Annotated in this window: 16 protein-coding genes; 7 read left to right on the forward strand and 9 right to left on the reverse strand. The window is 58.5% G+C overall.

What is annotated here, in order from left to right:
• Positions 1-221 precede the first annotated feature (221 nt).
• A complete protein-coding gene (locus RSQ48_RS06215) occupies positions 222-671 on the forward strand; it encodes a hypothetical protein (RefSeq protein ID WP_415302240.1) in 450 nt (149 codons plus the stop codon).
• A 144-nt stretch (positions 672-815) separates the two neighbouring features.
• Here RSQ48_RS06215 and RSQ48_RS06220 read toward each other — a convergent pair whose 3' ends face one another.
• Positions 816-1,490, reverse strand: a complete 675-nt coding sequence (locus tag RSQ48_RS06220; protein ID WP_230406281.1) for a metallophosphoesterase — start codon at positions 1,488-1,490, stop codon at positions 816-818.
• 188 nt (positions 1,491-1,678) lie between these two features.
• Here RSQ48_RS06220 and RSQ48_RS06225 point away from each other — a divergent pair, with 188 nt between their 5' ends.
• Positions 1,679-2,812, forward strand: a complete 1,134-nt coding sequence (locus tag RSQ48_RS06225) for an aminotransferase class V-fold PLP-dependent enzyme (protein ID WP_415302241.1) — start codon at positions 1,679-1,681, stop codon at positions 2,810-2,812.
• Positions 2,813-2,982: 170 nt separating this feature from the next.
• Here RSQ48_RS06225 and RSQ48_RS06230 read toward each other — a convergent pair whose 3' ends face one another.
• The 4 genes from RSQ48_RS06230 to RSQ48_RS06245 are packed head-to-tail and all read right to left on the reverse strand — an operon-like array spanning position 2,983 to position 8,328.
• Positions 2,983-4,458, reverse strand: a complete 1,476-nt coding sequence (locus RSQ48_RS06230) for a TolC family protein (protein WP_230406282.1) — start codon at positions 4,456-4,458, stop codon at positions 2,983-2,985.
• A gap of 10 nt (positions 4,459-4,468) precedes the next feature.
• Positions 4,469-5,155, reverse strand: coding sequence for a MarC family NAAT transporter (locus tag RSQ48_RS06235; protein WP_003801704.1), 687 nt, complete (start codon positions 5,153-5,155; stop codon positions 4,469-4,471).
• A gap of 21 nt (positions 5,156-5,176) precedes the next feature.
• Positions 5,177-6,649 carry a metal-dependent hydrolase family protein gene (locus tag RSQ48_RS06240; RefSeq protein WP_003801702.1) on the reverse strand — a complete coding sequence of 491 codons (1,473 nt, stop codon included), beginning with the start codon at positions 6,647-6,649 and terminating at the stop codon, positions 5,177-5,179.
• A 44-nt stretch (positions 6,650-6,693) separates the two neighbouring features.
• Positions 6,694-8,328, reverse strand: a complete 1,635-nt coding sequence (locus RSQ48_RS06245) for a Na+/H+ antiporter (protein WP_003801700.1) — start codon at positions 8,326-8,328, stop codon at positions 6,694-6,696.
• A 203-nt stretch (positions 8,329-8,531) separates the two neighbouring features.
• Here RSQ48_RS06245 and RSQ48_RS06250 point away from each other — a divergent pair, with 203 nt between their 5' ends.
• The 5 genes from RSQ48_RS06250 to RSQ48_RS06270 all read left to right on the forward strand — a co-directional run bounded on the left by RSQ48_RS06250 (position 8,532) and on the right by RSQ48_RS06270 (position 13,959).
• Entirely contained in the window at positions 8,532-8,786 is a 255-nt protein-coding gene (locus RSQ48_RS06250; RefSeq protein ID WP_003801698.1) for a YtcA family lipoprotein, read from the forward strand.
• Between the two features lie 7 nt (positions 8,787-8,793).
• The gene (gene mdtN / locus RSQ48_RS06255; RefSeq protein ID WP_415302242.1) at positions 8,794-9,843 is read left to right on the forward strand and encodes a multidrug transporter subunit MdtN; all 1,050 of its coding nucleotides are present in this window, start codon (positions 8,794-8,796) and stop codon (positions 9,841-9,843) included.
• Positions 9,830-11,581: an FUSC family protein gene (locus RSQ48_RS06260; protein ID WP_415302243.1), complete on the forward strand. Its 1,752-nt coding sequence runs from the start codon at positions 9,830-9,832 to the stop codon at positions 11,579-11,581. The genes mdtN and RSQ48_RS06260 overlap by 14 nt, the downstream gene beginning before the upstream one ends.
• 317 nt (positions 11,582-11,898) lie before the next feature.
• Positions 11,899-13,278: an NCS2 family permease gene (locus tag RSQ48_RS06265; protein WP_003801691.1), complete on the forward strand. Its 1,380-nt coding sequence runs from the start codon at positions 11,899-11,901 to the stop codon at positions 13,276-13,278.
• Positions 13,279-13,347: 69 nt separating this feature from the next.
• Complete coding sequence (locus RSQ48_RS06270) at positions 13,348-13,959, forward strand: HAD-IB family hydrolase (protein ID WP_240209317.1); 612 nt, start codon at positions 13,348-13,350, stop codon at positions 13,957-13,959.
• A 165-nt stretch (positions 13,960-14,124) separates the two neighbouring features.
• Here the strand turns inward: RSQ48_RS06270 and RSQ48_RS06275 are convergent, their stop codons facing one another.
• The 4 genes from RSQ48_RS06275 to RSQ48_RS06290 all read right to left on the reverse strand — a co-directional run bounded on the left by RSQ48_RS06275 (position 14,125) and on the right by RSQ48_RS06290 (position 16,629).
• Positions 14,125-14,694 carry an HdeD family acid-resistance protein gene (locus tag RSQ48_RS06275; protein ID WP_415302244.1) on the reverse strand — a complete coding sequence of 190 codons (570 nt, stop codon included), beginning with the start codon at positions 14,692-14,694 and terminating at the stop codon, positions 14,125-14,127.
• A 344-nt stretch (positions 14,695-15,038) separates the two neighbouring features.
• Positions 15,039-15,521: a copper chaperone PCu(A)C gene (locus RSQ48_RS06280; protein WP_131071469.1), complete on the reverse strand. Its 483-nt coding sequence runs from the start codon at positions 15,519-15,521 to the stop codon at positions 15,039-15,041.
• A 20-nt stretch (positions 15,522-15,541) separates the two neighbouring features.
• On the reverse strand, positions 15,542-16,159 hold the full coding sequence (locus tag RSQ48_RS06285) for an SCO family protein (RefSeq protein ID WP_131071470.1): 618 nt from the start codon (positions 16,157-16,159) through the stop codon (positions 15,542-15,544).
• A 56-nt stretch (positions 16,160-16,215) separates the two neighbouring features.
• Complete coding sequence (locus tag RSQ48_RS06290; RefSeq protein ID WP_415302245.1) at positions 16,216-16,629, reverse strand: hypothetical protein; 414 nt, start codon at positions 16,627-16,629, stop codon at positions 16,216-16,218.

Genomic DNA, 16,629 nt, shown 5'->3' on the forward strand with positions numbered 1-16,629 from the left:
ACCCAATGAAATCAGGTCGATGGATGTTATGCACAAGCAGTTATCGGCAGTTGCAGCATCCGGCTGTCCAGTGACCTTGATGGACTGGGCTGAAAAGCACCCCATTAAACGGCGGATTATCCAGCATATGGTTGTTATTAATATCATAAAGAGATAAAAACCATACCTTATCTGCTTGGCACTCGCCGACCTGTTCCAACTTTTTTGACCTCTTTTTTCGAATGATTCCCTTTAAACAACTTGGCATCTGCTCCCTTGCTCTCGTGCTGGCAGGCTGTGCCGCACATCGGGCTCCTTCCCGCTTTGAGGGCAAACCTGTATCGGAAGCCGTGAACGCCATGCCCAAACGTTTGCAACAGTCTGGAATAACCAACGATGGCAAACCCTACTATTACTGGATATTTGACGAAGTTGAAACGGTGACATTCACAGATAGCTACGCCTATCACAACACCGATCGGCCTGGTATGACCACAGGCCTGTATTTTTATGAACGCGAACTGCCTCGCAAGTGCTCTGTGGTAGTGGTGTATGACGAAGCCACGCAAATCGTGACCGACTTCCAGGTCAATAAAACCCGCAACGCCAAATGCCGGAAAATGGAATCGTATCTGGACGGCAGCGCCTACAAACCCGGCTTTCTGCTGCAGTTCAAAGATCCTCTGCGTTAGAGACATCATTACAGACAGCAGAGTTAGGGCGATGTCTTGATGGGGTGGTCATCCGCCTGTTCTTTTCTGGGGGATGACCGATGTTCAAGCCGGTGCAGAGACAGCGTGAGGGAAGAAGCCCGCACCAGCATTGACGAAAAACGCCTACAAAGCCACCAAGCGCTTCAAGTCCAGCAAGGTGAAATGCCCATGATCCAGCCACCCGCCGGTATCAATGAAAAACACATTGCCCAATTGCCGCATTTTGTGCGTTGTCTGGTGCCCATGCACCAAGGCTCGCACGCCACTGACCAGACCGTCGTAGCCCGTCACATAGCGGTCTCTGGACCACATGCAAACATAGCGGTCATTGGCATCGAAAGCCTGGGTATGGATGTGTTGCCAGTCTTCGTAGGGGAAGTCGGCATGCACCATACCCACTAAACCCAGGGGCGTTTCAATTTCCATTGCCAAAGGCAGGGCTTGCAGGCGTTGCGCGATAAGGGATTGTTCGTCCGGTGTGCAGTCGTCCAGCCATAGCCCGCCATGCACACGATGGTCTACTTCTTGAATCGCTTGTCCAATCGCCCGCCGCCAGGTCAGTTGTTCGTGATTGCCACAAATTGCGTGAAACCAGGGCAGGTCAAGCCAGTCTAGAACCTGGTGCGACTCCGGGCCGCGATCTACCAAGTCCCCCACTGAAAAAAGCCGGTCCTTGGAGGGATTAAACCGAATCCGTTCTAAAGACTTCTTCAGCTTGGTGAAGCAACCGTGAATATCTCCCACGGCAATATCGCGTCCCAAGGTATTTGGCTTAAAGCGGGCTACATGCATTGTCATGTTCGGGCTGGGTGATACGTGCCCATCACGGTACTCATAGCCGGGACTGGAGTCAAGAAAGGCACGGCCTGCTTCCGATAAACCTTAGTCTGAGCAGACTACGCGATGGGACAAGCAGACCGTGTTGGATGGCTTGGTCTAAAATCCCTGGAGCTTACTATTTTTTCTCTCTGAATTCCGAGGTTTTCATGTCTCACACCAATACGCCTGTTGATCCGGACGGCCTGCTTGAGTATTCGGTGGTCTACACCGATCGCGCGCTAAACCACATGTCGAAAACCTTCCAGGAAGTGATGCGCGAAATCTCTCGCACGCTCAAGCTGGTCTATCAGGCTCACTCGGCGATTGTGGTGCCGGGCAGCGGGTCGTTCGGCATGGAGGCGGTCGCCCGTCAGTTTGCGACTAATCGCAAGTGCATGGTGATTCGTAACGGCTGGTTCAGCTACCGATGGACGCAGATTTTCGATATGGGCTCCATCCCTGCCAGCACGACGGTTCTGAAAGCTCGTCCGATCGAGCCAGGGACGCAGGCGGCCTACGCGCCTGCGCCTGTCGAGGAAGTGATCGCCGCGATTCAGGCTGAAAAGCCGGCCCTGGTGTTTGCCCCGCATGTGGAGACGGCCTCGGGCATTATGCTGCCAGATGACTATATGCGTCAGGTAGCAGATGCGGTGCATGCGGTCGGCGGACTGTTTGTGCTGGATTGCATTGCCTCTGGCACCGTCTGGGTGGATATGAAGCATGTGGGCGTGGATGTCTTGATTAGCGCGCCACAAAAAGGTTGGACCGGTTCAGCGTGTTGCGGCCTGGTGATGTTGAGCGAGCGGGCTCGTCAGCACATTGACAGTACAACCAGCACCAGTTTTGTCTGCGATCTGCGCAAGTGGCTGCAGATTATGGAAACCTATGAAAATGGGGCTCACGCCTACCACGCGACTTTGCCTACGGATTCGTTGAAGGTTCTGCAAGAGGCGATGGCCGAGACCGAAGCGCTGGGTTTTGACTGGGTCCGCAATCGTCAGCTTGAGCTGGGTCGCAAAGTGCGCGCTCTGTTGAGTGAGCACGGTTTTCGCAGCGTGGCCGCGCCGGGTTTTGAGGCCCCGGGCGTTGTCGTGTGCTACACCGCGGACGACGGGATTCATTCGGCGGCGAAGTTTGCCAAGGCTGGCTTGCAAGCGGCGTCGGGCGTGCCTTTGCAGTGTGATGAACCTGCCGATTTCAAGACTTTCCGCATTGGTTTGTTTGGCCTGGACAAGCTGACTCATATCGAGCGTTCTGTAGAACGCTTGGCCCAAGCCCTGGATGCCATTGAGGCGCAGTAAGGCGTGGGTGCACACCTTTTTTGCCCCCATGAAAAGGGAGCCGCGAGAGGCTCCCTTCGTGGATGACTGGGCTCGGCCGGAGCCCCTGCCCCGATTGACTGGGCCGGCATTCGAGGCAGGCCCAGCCGGATGGCAGGGTTGGCCAGGCGCCGCTGCTTAAGATTGAGGGTTTAGGGCTCTTTGGGCGCCTGGTTGAGTTCACCCATGGCAAAAGCGAGATTGACGGAGCCCACCAGCCCTGCCGTATGGGCCAGAGTCTGGGCCTCCTGGGCGCCCAGCAGCCCCGTGTGGGCTTCGGTCAGCAAGGTCATGCCGGTCAGACCTTCCTGATAAGACTCCAGCGCGCCCTGGTAGGTGATCTGGGCGGCCTCGACCAGACTGCTGGCGGCCTGGTGGGATTCCAGAGCTGCGCGCAAGGCATCGGCGGCGATGATCAGTTGCTTGTAGGCATCCTGCTCGGTCTTGACGACACGTTCGCGCGCAGTGTCAGCGCGTAACTGGGCTTCGCGCACTTGCTTGTTGCGCAATCCTGCATCGTAAAGCGGGATGCTTAAGGCCAGCACGGCCCCCCGGGAGGAGGCTTGGGGGCTGATCTCTGGCAGGCTGCCGACGCTCAGTGAGCCCATGCGCTTGGACATGAAGCCCATGAGTGCCAATTTGGGCATGAAGCTCGCTTCGGCAGATTCGATGCCCGCCAGACTGGCTTGATGCGCGGCTTGCAATGCCTGAACATCAGGGCGCTGCGCAATGGCTTTTTTCAGGATTGCGTTGCCGGGAATGTCCAGGTCTTCCGGCAAGGGCCGCGAGGCGCTGTCCGCGACCGAAAGCTCCGCCTCGGGTGACAGGCCAATGGCCCCCAACAACGTCTGATAGGACTGCCGTGCCAGTGTGCTGGCATTGACGTGATGCAAACGGGCCTGTGCCTTGAGTTGCCGCGCCTGGGCCACTTCGATCTGGGTGCCCAGGCCATTGCGTTGCCGCTCCAGAGCAATGTCTTCGATCAAGGTGGCATTTTTCAGACCTTGAGCAGAGATGCGCGCGCGCTGACGGGCCGAGTTGTAGTTGAAATAGCTGATGGACACCTCGGCAATAACGGCCTGGTGGACACCGCTGAAGGTGATCCGGCTGGCCATGGCCAGTTTGTCCGCCGCCTTTTGCAAGGCTGCCCGCTTGCCAAAATCGAACAGCAGCCATTTCAAGGTAAGCGAAGGGACGGCACCACTTAAATGGGTGTCGTAGTCCACATCGATTTCTCTGCCCAGAATGTGAACACTGTCATCCCGATCACTGCGTATATAGCCGCCCACCACACTGGCAGAAATAAGCGGCAGGTAGGCGCTTTGCACCATGCCGGCGGCTTCCGCAGCTTGCTGGGCCTCGCCCCAGGCGATACGGGTGCTGGGATTGAGGCGTTGCGCCAGATCGATCAGTTCAGGCAGGCTGTATTCGTGACCCGCCCGGATCGTAGGGATGGGCTGGCTGGACTCGGGGCCCGGCTCGTTGGCCAGTGTCAGTCGGGGCGGCTCAGGGGCATCCTGGCCGGAGGCGGGTGAAGCGACGGACCGATGATCCGGAGCCGCACAGGCCGTCAGGATCAGGACGGCGGTCACGCTCAGGCTAAGACGCAGAGCAGGCAAACAAGACATAAACATACACTCAGGAGGCGGCAGAATGGGTTAGCAGCGTGGCAGCATACTGCTGACCGCCTTCCAGGACCAGCTGCACGGCCATGCAAACCAATAAAAACCCCATGATGCGTGAGATGGCATCGACGCCGCCATGACCAATGACACGCACGATGCTCAAGGAGGAGCGCAGGCAGATGAAAAAAATCAGGCCGATCAGAACCGCCAGAATCACAGGGGCCACCATTAGGACCCATTGGGCATACTGTCCGCGCATGCCATGCATTTGGGACGAGGCACTGAGGACCAGAGCCATGGTGCCGGGCCCCACAGTGGATGGCAGCGTCAAGGGCACAAACGCGATATTGTTGTGCGAGGCCGTATGTTGATCGTTGGCCTGGGACACCATGTCACTGACAGCGGGAGGAAACAGCATGCGGAAACCGATGTAGGCCACGATCAGGCCGCCCGCGATACGTATGTCCACCATGGAAATGCCCAGGGCCGATGTAATCCACAACCCGGCGTAATAGGTCACCAGCAGGGCCAGGATCACGCATAGCGTTGCCTGGCGCAGCTGCTGTTTTTTTTCCTCTGCACTCAGGCTCTCGCCTAAAGACAAGTACATCACCATGGCGGTTAAGGGGTTGGCCATGGGCAGCAAAAATGCCAGCCCCAGGCCGATCAGTTTGAATAGCTGCATGATGTCGTCTGGCATGGGATCTCCTGGGGGTGAGGGTCAGGCGGGCAGGGCGTTCTTGTAGATTTTGCCATCCTTGATGATCAGCAGCAGGTTCTGGTCGGGCTGTTCCAGAAAGTCCAGACTGTGTTCGGGCTCGCCATCGATCAGCAGCAGATCGGCCAGAGCGCCAGGGCGAATGACGCCGAGCTCGCCTTCATATGGCTGGCGCAGGCCGGACAGTTGCAGCAGGCGGCCATTGTCTCCTGTCGCCATTTTCAGCACCTTGAGCGGTTCATAAAAACGGGTCAGTTTGGACAGCATCCGGCCGTGATGGGGAAGATGAGCGGGGGTAAACAAAATATCCGTGCCCCAGGCGGTCTGGATCTGGTATTTGTCGGCCAGTTCGTAGGCACGTACAGTGCCCACGGCAACCTGCTGCTGCTTGGCTTTGCTGTGTGGGTCGCGCTGGACGTTGGCATCCTCGTCGGCCAGGAATGGTTGCAAACTCCACCACACGCCTTCGCCGGCCATCATGCGGGCCGTTTCGTCGTCTGCCAGTTGGCCATGCTCGATGGATTTGACTCCCGCCTTGATGGCACGCTGGATGCCGCGCGCACAGTAAACGTGCACCATTACGTAGGTGCCCCAGTCGCTGGCGGCGCCGACGGCGGCGCGCAGCTCTGCATCGCTAAACTGCAATCCCTCCAGGGGGTCGTACAAGGACGTCACTCCGCCCCCAGCCATCAGCTTGATCTGACTGGCCCCCAACATCAGTTGCTCACGCACGCGACGCAGAACCTGGTCGGGCCCATCGGCAATACAGGTGACCCCGGCCCGTTCGGTGTGGCTCAGATCGCCCTGCGCCCGGGGGACTTCGTAACGCATCCGGAAGTCGGCGTGCCCCCCGGTTTGCGCAATCATCGCCCCGCTGGGGTAGATGCGGGGACCGTGCAGCAAGCCCATATCAATACCGCGTTTTAGCGAGAAGCTGGGGCCACCGGCATCGCGCACGGTGGTAAAGCCGCGCAGCAAGGTACGCTCGGCTTCTTTGCTGGCAATCAAATGCAGATCAGCCGGGTCGGCCATCATGGCGGTCATCTGGTCTACTGCACACAGCAGACTATGCCAGTGTGCGTCAATCAGCCCGGGCATCAGCACTTTATTCTGACAATCCATGACGGTGGCATCGGCGGGAATCTCGGCTACCGGCATGACCGCTGTGATGCGACCCTGATCAATCTGAACGGCCAGACCGTTTTTCAGCTCGGTGCTCTGGCCATCGAACAGGCGCAGATTGCTCAGAATAAGTTTTGGGGACAGGGCGAGCGGCTTTTGCTCCAAGGCATTGTTGGACTGGAAGGCCGGACCTGTTGGGGTGGCGTTGGGAGCAAAGCTGGCCGCTGCGCTCAGACGCTTGTGAATGAAAGGGATGGAGGGGTGCGCGCAAACACAGGCCGGCACACCGTGGCGATAAGCCAGACGTTGTTGGCGCAGAGCAGGGGAATGGCCCAGGTAAGAATAGGTCTGCATGGCATCCTGAAAAATCAAAGGTAGGGGAAAGAGAAAGAGCGGACTCAAGACATGCGCAATTCGATCAGGTCCAGTAATCGGACCCGTTCGCGAGCGATTTCATCGGATATCTGACGGGTACGCGCCAGGGTGTAAACGGCGTTGCGAGCCGCGCGGATGGCTTGGATTTGCATGTTTTTCTCCAACTCCTGTTCGGCCAGATCCTGGTCAACCCCTTCGGCGGGCGGGCTATGGGCAATGGCGCTCAGGACCCGGTCGGCCATGGCGGTGTAGCGCGTTCCGGAGGACTCGGGATTGTGGGCAATCAGTTCATTCAGTGTTTGCGCGACCGATTGCGCACTGGCGTGTCGCACGGCCTGCTCGGCCAGTTCTTCCTGCTCCTGGCGGCGTCGCAAAGTCGGAAAGGAGACGCGTTTCATCAGGGGAGGTAAAACCAGGCTGGCGGTCAGCAGCGAGACGATAATGACGACCGAGGCCAGAAAGATCGCCAGGTCGCGGGCCGGGAAGGGACTGCCGTCCGTTAAGGTCAGCGGCAAGGTCATGACACCGGCCAGGGTGACGGCGCCCCGCACCCCCGCAACCGACAGGACCAGCACCAGCAGCGGATTGGCCTGAGCGGTTTCGTCGTGATGACGCAGCCCCAGTAGTGAAAGGCCTCGTCGCAGCCATAAATAGCCGTACACGCATAAAAACCGCAGTGCAATCAAGGTGGTACACATGGCCACCGCATACACCAGCAGCCAGGCAGGATTGTGGTGGCCGGTTTCTTGGACCACCTGTACCGCGCCCCGAAAAATGGCTGGCAACTGTTCGCCCAGCAGGACAAACATCATGCCGTTCAAGCTCAGTTGCACGGTGTCCCACACGGTCTTGCGCTGCATGCGGGTGGCGGCCAGCGCATTGCCCGAGAGTTCGGCATAGCTCATGGTAACGCCCGCCGCTACAGCAGCCAGAATGCCGGACGCTTCCCATTGCTCGGCCAGGTAGTAGGACGCAAAGGGCAGCAGCAGGCTGAACAGGACTTCGGCCCCGGGCTCCTCGCCCCAGCGGCGCACAAAGAGATTGCGCACCAGCAGCAGGGCGCGCGTGGTTGCCACACCCACGGCCAGGCCGACAAGCGTTAGCCACAGGAAGTTCTGGCTGGCTGCCGTGACTGAAAAAGAGCCGCCCAGAGCCAGGGCGACAGCAAGCCGAAACGCCACCAGTCCGCTGGCGTCATTGAACAGGGATTCACCTTCGAGCAGGGCTTGCAGTCGTGGCGGCAAGGGCACGCGCCGGGTAATGGCGGAAACGGCGACCGGGTCGGTTGGCGAAACAATGGCGGCCAATGCAAAAGCGACTGGCAAGGGCATGGCGGGAATAAGCCAGTGCAAAACATGCCCCAAGCCGAACACGGTCAAAAATACCAGAATGAAAGCCAGAACCAGAATGCCGATCCGATCTCGAATTAAACCTTCTTTGGAAATGCGCCAGCCGTCCAGAAAGAGCAGGGGCGGCAGAAACAGATAAAAGAACAGGTCCGGATTCAGGGTGATGCCGTGATTGAACCAACCTGCGATCAAAAAGCCGATCAGGATCTGCACCAAAGGGGCAGGGATGGCAACGGGAATCATCTTTACCATGCTGTTGCTGATTAAAACGGCAGCCAGCATGCTCAAGGTCAGGTTTACGTCGTCCATGGCGATTCTGTATAAATGACGGTGGTCATTGAGGCCCTATCAGAAAGTTGCTTGTCACTATACGCGTAAAAATGCGAGAGACACAGATGTACGATCCGGCAGGAATAAAAGGTCTATGCCTGAAAGGGCTCAGGTACAATTCCTCGCAGTTATCTGAGCAAGATACGGGGATCGTATTAAAAATAATCGGGGGGGTGCCACGCATGCGTGCGCTTACAGCCAGTCTGACAGTGCTGCCTTTGTTGGGCGGATGTTCTCTTGCGCCTTCGGTCTATATGGCAGGCTCGTATTTCCCCGCCTGGCTGGTGTGCGTGTTGCTTGCCGTGCTGTTGACCGTGTTGATTCGTTGGGGGTTGATCCGTGTGGGTGTGGACGATGCCCTGCCCATGCGCCTGCCCGTCTACGCCTGTCTGACGCTGGCATTGACGTTTGCCGCACTTCTTCTTTTCTTCGAGTAACTGAGCCATGACCCAGGCACAGACATCTTCTTCTCGTAAAGGCCTTGCCCGTGTATTGAGCGCGCTGATTGTTGTTGCCGCGCTTATCCTGGCCTGGTGGTATTTGCAGCGTTTGGCCAATAATCCCCTGTCTGAAGATGCGGTGATTGGCGCTGACGTTGTTCACATTTCCAGCTCCCTGCCCGGGCGCATTGAGCGCATGGCGGTGCAGGATGGGCAGTATGTCAGCCGCGATGACTTGCTCTTTACCGTAGACCCGGTGTTTTATCAGCTGCGTCTGGAGCAGGCCCAGGCAGAGCTGGCGCTGGCTCAGGCCACGCTGGACATGAAGCAGCGGGCCGTGCGGGCAGAAGGACATAATGCGGTCATTGCCGACGACCAGATCACCCGCGCCAAGACCAATCTGGCCATGGCTGCGCAAAGCCAGCGCCGCCTGGCGAACCTGGCGGCCAAAGGCTACGTTTCTCAGCAGCAGCTGGATGAGGCCAATACCTTGCTGCGCGATGCCCAAGTCACCTTGAAACAGGCCACAGAGCAGTCGGGTGCTGCCCAGGCGCTGGTGGGCAATACCCAGGCCGAGGAAGCGATGGTGCAAGCGCGCCAGGCCGGCTTGGCGATGGCCCAGCGCGATCTGGAACATACCCAGGTCAAGGCTCCGCACAATGGCCGTATCGTCGGTCTGCGTGTCGGGTCGGGAGAGCATTTGATGCCGGGCATTTCTGTGTTCACCTTGCTTGATACCGACTCCTGGTATGTCACTGGCATGTACCGTGAAACCGACCTGAAAGAGATCAAGCCTGGCCATTGCGCGACGGTCTACGTGCTGTCGGACCCTTCGCGCAAGCTCTCGGGCAAAGTCGAGGAAATCGGCTGGGGCGTGAGTAGTCAGGAGCAGATCAACCTGCCGCGCAGCCTGCCTTACATACAAAAATCCCTGAACTGGGTACGGGTGGCGCAACGCTTCCCGGTGCGCATTCGTCTGGATGCCCCCCCTGCGGATCTGATGCGCATGGGCGCCTCGGCCACCACCATCATTCATCGCGATGGCAACTGCTGAAACCGGCTCGCTGGGTCTGGCCCGGCTGGTGTGGCAGGATCTGCAGCCCACTCCCGGCCGTTTGGCGCTGAGCTGGCGCGTAGCAGTTTTGTGCGCCCTGATGGTGTTGTTGGCCATGAACTACGGCATTCCCGAGTCGGCCGTCAGCTGCTTCGTCATCTTTTTTGTGATGAAGTCCGATGCGGGTGAAAGTTCGGTGCTGGCCCTGGCGCTGGTCGTGCTGGTGTCGGTGGTGGTGCTGTTGATGGTGCCGTTGATTCAGGTCACGATCCAGTTCCCGGCCTGGCGTCTGCTGGCCATGGTGCTCACTTCCTTTGTGCTGCTGTTTCTGGGCGTGGCCAGCAAGCTGGGGCCGCTGGGGGGCATTATTGCCTTGGTCATCGCTTTTGTACTGACCTTGCTCGGTTATGTGCCTTTTGGCGAAATTGCTACCCGTGCGGTGCTCTATGCCTGGTTGATGACCGCCTCGCCCATGGCCTTGGTACTGATCTTCAATCTGTGTTTGGGTTTGTACCCGCACAAGGTGTTGCGTCGCGAACTGGCTGCTCGTTTGCGACTGGCCGCGCAGGGCTTGCAGGGGCAGGCCGATACACAGGATTTGTGGGATGAACTGGCATTGGGCGTCAGCGCTCAACAGAAGCGATTGGGATGGATCAGATTGTTTCACTTGCGGCCTGCTCATGAGCAGGCAGAGCTGGAGCAAGCTATTCTCAATGTGTACCGAGCCTTGCTGGCGGTGGCTGTCTTGCGGGATCAAGGTCTGGATACGGAGCAGTCGGCCGTCTTTGCTCCGTATTGTGAACGCAGTGCTCAAGCCATCGAGCAGGGGCGCCTGCCGTCAGGTCAGGACTTGCCCGAGCTGTCTGCTTCCAGTGCCTTGGCCGTGCAGGACTTGCGCGATGCCTTGTTGGCCTTGTCGGGAGCCGTGTCCATTGGCAAGGCGGACCCCGAGAAGGAGTCGTTCATGGTCCCTGATGCGTTCCGCAACCCGGTTTATCAGCATCATGCCCTGAAGGCGACAGCAGCCGCTGTATTGTGTTATTTGATCTACAGCGCGGCGGACTGGCAGGGCATTCATACCGCCATGATTACCTGTTATGTGGCTGCCTTGGGTTCGACCGGGGAAACCGTTCACAAGCTGGCCTTGCGGATTGTGGGATGCCTGCTTGGGGCGGCGCTCGGCTTTGTGACGATCTTGTTCATCATGCCGTATTTGCAGGATATTGGCGCCTTGATGGCTTTGGTGTTTCTGGTGTCCTTGCTGGGTGCCTGGGTGTTTTACGGGCCCGAACGTATTTCTTATGCCGGTATTCAAATTGCTTTTGCCTTTTATCTGGTGGTTTTGCAGGGCTTTGGCCCCAGCTTCGATCTGGACTCGGCCCGTGACCGGGTGATTGGTATTTTGCTGGGCAATGCGGTGATGTATCTGATGTTTACCCAGGTCTGGCCTGTCAGTATCGCGGGGTCGGTGCGTCAGCGCCTGGGCAAGGCAGCGGAAGGTCTGGTGGGTTTGGGAGCCATGTGGCAAACGCGCCCGGCCCAGGCCGTGCAGCAGTCGGCCAGCGTGGCCCAGGAGTTGTCGGCAGCCAAATATGGGCTGGCCCTCATGCAGCTTGAACCGGGACGCCTGCGCCCCGAGCCCGCGCAGATTCAGGCGATGCAGGCCCAGTGGCAGGAGCTGCGACAGCAGTTCATCGGCCAGGCCTATGTGCCGGTATCGGACCGGCAAAGCGATTGATAACCCTCATTACCCAGAGGTGATTTTCCTGTCCCGGACGGCTCGTAGAATGAGCCTCACTTCCCATTATCGGGATCAAAAGAAGCGCCGCAAAGGCCTCGGTTCGGTCGGAGACACCCCCGTATACCTCTTCTTTCTGCCCATGTCTGCATTCTGTTGCGGGCAGGGGCAGGACTTGTCTTTGCTCAACGCCCGCTTTTGATTCAGGTCGTGAGAGGCGCCTTGCCCCTGGGGGGGCGGGACCTGTCCATTACTGATTCCTGATGACGGCAACGCACCGTTTCAGACATCACAATACTGATAAAGGAGCATGGAGTATGGCTGAGCAAGAATCCGCATTGCGGCCAGGGCAGGAGGCCTTGGCTCCGCCGCTTACGGGTGGTTGGTTGCAACAACATTTTGCCTATACAGAGCGCGGCAGTTCCCTGCGTCAGGAGGTATTGGCAGGGCTGACCACCTTTCTGGCAATGGTGTATTCCGTATTTGTCGTGCCTTCCATGCTGGGTAAGGCGGGTTTTGATACTTCCGCTGTTTTCGTGGCGGTCTGTCTGACCAGCGCCCTGGGCTCTTTGCTGATGGGGTTCTGGGCGAATCTGCCTATTGCCGTGGGCTGCGCCCTGTCTCTGACGGCATTTATGGCTTTCGATCTGGTTCTGGGGCAGCAGCTCAGTCCAGCCGTGGCGCTGGGCGCGGTCTTTCTGATGGGTTTGATCTTCACCCTGATTTCGGCCACTGGCATTCGTACCTGGATCTTGCGCAATCTGCCGTTGGGAATCGCGCACGGCACGGGCATAGGCATTGGTCTGTTCCTATTGATGATTGCCTCCAATGAAGTGGGCCTGGTCACTCGCAATACGGGCGCCGGTTTGCCAGTTGCTTTGGGGGATGTAACTTCCATGCCAGTCTGGCTGAGCGTCGTGGGTCTGGCAGCGATTTTTGGACTGGAGCGACGCCGCGTAACCGGGGGCATTTTGCTGGTGATACTGGGCTTGTCTGCCATCGGCCTGGTGTTCGATCCCAATGTGCGTTTTACAGGCCTGTTCGCCATGCCCAGTTTGTTGGGGGAGCACTCTCTGATTGGGACCATGGATATTGGCGGCGCTTTGAACGCGGTTGTGTTGCCCAGTGTGCTGGCCTTGGTGATGACAGCGGTGTTTGATGCGACAGGGACGATTCGCGCGGTGGCAGGCAATGCCGGACAGTTGGACAAGGACGGCCAGATCATCAATGGCAGTCGTGCCTTGACAACGGACTCCCTCAGCTCCCTGGTGTCGGCCAGTCTGGGGGCATCGCCCGCTGCTGCCTACATTGAGTCTGCTGCCGGTACCGCGGCAGGGGGGCGGACTGGTTTGACCGCGGTGGTGGTCGGGCTGGGCTTTTTGATGCTGATTTTCCTCTCGCCTCTGGCTGCATTGGTACCCTCCTATGCAACGGCACCGGCCCTCATGTATGTGGGCTTGCTGATGTTGGGTGGCGTGCGTCATCTGAATACCGACGATACGGTCGATACGATGGCAGGCCTGGTGTGCGCGGTGTTTATCGTGCTGACTGTCAATATTGTCACGGGCATCATGCTGGGTTTTTGTACGTTGGTGCTGGGGCGCCTGTTTTCAGGTGAGCTGCGCCGCCTCAATGTAGGTACCGTGCTGATTGCCCTTGCCTTGGCCGTCTTCTATCTGGGTGGTTGGGCCTTGTAAAGCTTGACTTGGGAAGCATGGCTTTCCCCCGTACACTAGCTCTTTTTTTCCACAATGAAAGGGGCGCGTGTGCTGGTCGCATTTGATTTTGATGGCACCATTACAGACCGGGACAGCTTGCAGGACTTCATCCGTCGCATGCGAGGCTGGCCGGTCTGTATTCGGGCCTACCTGGCTTGTGTGCCGCGCTTTCTCGTTTGGGATCGGGGGCCGCTGCGTCGTCAGGCGATCAAGCATTGTTTTCTGCGCAGTGCCCTGGGTGGATTGAGCTGTGCGCAGGTTCAGGCCTTGGCAGACGTTTATGTACGGGATTATCTGCCACGGATTCTACGCCCGGAGATGATGGAACGGGTTCGTGCGCATCGTGAGCGAGGGGACACGGTGTTGCTGGTCAGTGCCTCGCCGTCCATATATTTACAGCTCTGGGCGCACGAGCAGGGGATGGCTCAGGTGCTGGCGACCGATTTGGCATTTGATGAGCACAAAGGTTGTAGGGGCCTGGCCAGCGCCAATTGCTGGGGAGAGGAAAAAGTGCGTCGCCTTCAGGCATGGCTGGGTGACAAGCCCGTGGAGCTGGACATGGCTTATGGTGACAGCCCAGGTGACGGACCGATGCTGGCGCATACACGCCAGCCCTGGTTACGGGGGCGTGATGCGGCACTGCCGAGACTGGAGGGCTGAACAGAGGCGGCTGATTTCGGGGCTGACAATCTGGGTGCCCACGGCGAGATCGTAAAATGCCCGACCCACATGTGTTGCGGGACGGGCATGGTGTGATGAGCCAGTCAGGTCAAAGACGCTCGTCGTGTTCAGGGCGGCGAGCACTCAGGGTCGGCTCAGGTGACATCAGGCTTCGTTGCGTTTGATGGCCATGCCCAGCAACAGGCTGGCCCAACCTTGAGTCAGCAGGTCGATCCCCAGGATCAGGCCTAAAATCCAGACACTATTGCCTGGCCAGCCAGCAGCAATGATCAGCCCCGCCGCCAGCGTGATCAGTCCGGAAAAGGCCATCCAGCCGCCGCCAGCCTGGGCGCGATTCTGAAACCAGATCCACAGCCGGAATGCTCCGGATGCGATCAGGAAAGCGCCAAAAACCAGGGTCAGCAATGTCGCGCCCATCAGAGGATTGCTGATGGCAATCAGACCGGCGAACAAGTACAAAATGCCACTCAAACTCCAGAATAGAAAGCCACGCCAGCCTTTGGAGCTCCAGGCATGGATAAGATGCAGCACCCCGCCTATGCTCATCAGGATACCGATGTAAACGACGCTGGCAACCGTGGCACCTACGACATAGATCAAGGCGATCAGACCCAGAATAATCAGGGCGATGCCCAGACCAATAAACCATCCTGGCTTCAAAGGTAGTTGACGTAGCAATTCAGAGCGATTGGTGTCATGAGGACGTGAGGCCATCTGCATACTCCTTGCAAGGTTAAACCGGCGCTACGGTTTTAACTGTACTCCAGACCCGGGCAGGGGCCTAGTGTTACGCAAAGGCAGGGGCATTGTGTCTGAAGGGCGACGGCCAAAAGACGAAGGCCCTACCGTTGCGGTAGGGCCTGTGGCCGCTCTGGCGGCGGTGAACTACCATGATGGCAGTTTTGGAAAGCTGCGTTTCAGGCAGCTTACTGACACTTTGTCAGTGATTTCACTGTACGTCAGCTAATCAAAACCTGCCAATTATGGAAAACCCGCAAATGTGAAACCCGGCCTTTTCTTCCATGAACGGAGCGGCTATCGGGCCGGATGACACGGGTTCAATGGCCGCCGTGCGCGCCGTGGTGGCCTTGGCCCGCCTTGCTGTTCAAGGCGCGTACGGGGGCATGAACCTTCAGCTCCTCTTTCTGGCCGGCGGCATTCAGGATCTCCAAAGTGAGATCCACGGAGCTGCCCACTTCAAGCTGCTTGTCCAAACCCAGCAGCATGATGTGGTAGCCGCCCGGTTTCAAGTCCACTGCTGTATCCGCGGGCAGGTCGATTTTCTCAACCTGGCGCATACGCATGACCTCGTTGTCCATAGCCATTTCGTGCACTTCAACCTGTTTGCTCAGGCTGCTGCTGGCACCCAGCAATTGGGCGTTGTCAGTGGACTTGAGCACCATGAAGGCGCCGGTCGCCTGTTGGCCAGGAACGGTGGCGCGTACCCAGGGATCAGTCACAGTGACTTCGGCCTGCGCCAGAGTGGGCAGGCTCAACAAAGCGGCCAGGGAGAATAGAGAGCTCGCAATCGTACGTTTCATATTGGTTATCCTGTTGGGGTTCACTTGCTCAAAGCCAGCACCTGGCGGATATCAGCCGCGGCTTCGTCAGCCGTTTGCGTATGGCGCAGGGCAATTTGCAGCTTGCCTTGGGTGTCATACACATAGGTCAAGGCACTGTGGTCCATGGTGTAGCTGGAGCCGGTCGGAACCTTTTGGTAAAAGACTTTGAAGTCGCTGGCGGTTTTGGCCAGCTCTTCTTCGGTGGGGCGCAGAGCCACGAAACCGGGGTCAAAAGCCTGCATGTAGGCACGCAGCAGTTCGGGCGTGTCGCGCTCTGGGTCAATGGAGATAAACAAGACCTGCAGCTTGTCGCCATCCTCACCGAGCTGCTCCTTGATGTCGACGGCACGAGTCAGTGCAGTCGGGCAGACGTCAGGGCATTGGGTAAACCCAAAAAAGATCAGCACGATCTTGCCACGGTAGTCCGCCATCGTACGACGTTGGCCTTCGGTATCCAGCAAGCTGAAATCCTTGGCAAAGTCGGCGCTGCTCATGTCCACCCCTTCCAGGTTACGGAAGGCTGGTTGCTTGGGGGCCTTGTCGCCGCAGGCGCTCAGGACCAAAGGAGTCGCCAGCATGGCAAGCAAAAGCTGGCGGCGAGAGAAGGAGGCGTTCATAGAAATATCCCGCTAATTGACAACATAAGGTGGCCGCGTCGGGCAGCCGGGGCAGGTCAGCAAGCGAGCGAGGAAGGCGGGCCGCGCGCACTCAGGGGCGGGCCCGTTAGGGGAAGAACGGGAGCCGCCGCCTGTTGGGCAGTGTCCCAGATATGAGGGAGTGTGGGTGCCAGATCCCAGGCGGGACTGGGCCCATCGTTAAGAGCTTTTTGCGCCTGGGCCTGCGCGAACAGACAGGCGGCATGCAGGCTGTGCTGCTCATCGTGTTTTGGGTCGGGGAGCTGAGCGCTCCATTGCGCCAGGAAGGAGTCGCCTTGAACGCACAGGCTCAGGGCGGCGGCGTTGTCCGGATTGGCACTCGGCATGTAGCCGTTGGGGATCAGTCCGCGCAGCAGCAGGGCGCACAGTGCCAGCACCAGTAAAAACCGGCTGCGAGTACCCGAGAAGGAAAGTGCGCAGTGCCTGATCAT

Source organism: Alcaligenes sp. SJTW-7 (genome assembly GCF_047716895.1).
In the GTDB taxonomy this organism is placed as follows: domain Bacteria; phylum Pseudomonadota; class Gammaproteobacteria; order Burkholderiales; family Burkholderiaceae_B; genus Alcaligenes; species Alcaligenes ammonioxydans.

Bases quoted from the DNA above. Each gene is read 5' to 3' on its own strand.
- RSQ48_RS06215 (WP_415302240.1), top strand. From the start codon at position 222: ATGATTCCCTTTAAACAACTTGGCATCTGCTCCCTTGCTCTCGTGCTG.
- RSQ48_RS06220 (WP_230406281.1), bottom strand. From the start codon at position 1,490: ATGACAATGCATGTAGCCCGCTTTAAGCCAAATACCTTGGGACGCGAT.
- RSQ48_RS06225 (WP_415302241.1), top strand. From the start codon at position 1,679: ATGTCTCACACCAATACGCCTGTTGATCCGGACGGCCTGCTTGAGTAT.
- RSQ48_RS06230 (WP_230406282.1), bottom strand. From the start codon at position 4,458: ATGTCTTGTTTGCCTGCTCTGCGTCTTAGCCTGAGCGTGACCGCCGTC.
- RSQ48_RS06235 (WP_003801704.1), bottom strand. From the start codon at position 5,155: ATGCCAGACGACATCATGCAGCTATTCAAACTGATCGGCCTGGGGCTG.
- RSQ48_RS06240 (WP_003801702.1), bottom strand. From the start codon at position 6,649: ATGCAGACCTATTCTTACCTGGGCCATTCCCCTGCTCTGCGCCAACAA.
- RSQ48_RS06245 (WP_003801700.1), bottom strand. From the start codon at position 8,328: ATGGACGACGTAAACCTGACCTTGAGCATGCTGGCTGCCGTTTTAATC.
- RSQ48_RS06250 (WP_003801698.1), top strand. From the start codon at position 8,532: ATGCGTGCGCTTACAGCCAGTCTGACAGTGCTGCCTTTGTTGGGCGGA.
- mdtN (WP_415302242.1), top strand. From the start codon at position 8,794: ATGACCCAGGCACAGACATCTTCTTCTCGTAAAGGCCTTGCCCGTGTA.
- RSQ48_RS06260 (WP_415302243.1), top strand. From the start codon at position 9,830: ATGGCAACTGCTGAAACCGGCTCGCTGGGTCTGGCCCGGCTGGTGTGG.
- RSQ48_RS06265 (WP_003801691.1), top strand. From the start codon at position 11,899: ATGGCTGAGCAAGAATCCGCATTGCGGCCAGGGCAGGAGGCCTTGGCT.
- RSQ48_RS06275 (WP_415302244.1), bottom strand. From the start codon at position 14,694: ATGGCCTCACGTCCTCATGACACCAATCGCTCTGAATTGCTACGTCAA.
- RSQ48_RS06280 (WP_131071469.1), bottom strand. From the start codon at position 15,521: ATGAAACGTACGATTGCGAGCTCTCTATTCTCCCTGGCCGCTTTGTTG.
- RSQ48_RS06285 (WP_131071470.1), bottom strand. From the start codon at position 16,159: ATGAACGCCTCCTTCTCTCGCCGCCAGCTTTTGCTTGCCATGCTGGCG.
- RSQ48_RS06290 (WP_415302245.1), bottom strand. From the start codon at position 16,629: ATGATCAGGCACTGCGCACTTTCCTTCTCGGGTACTCGCAGCCGGTTT.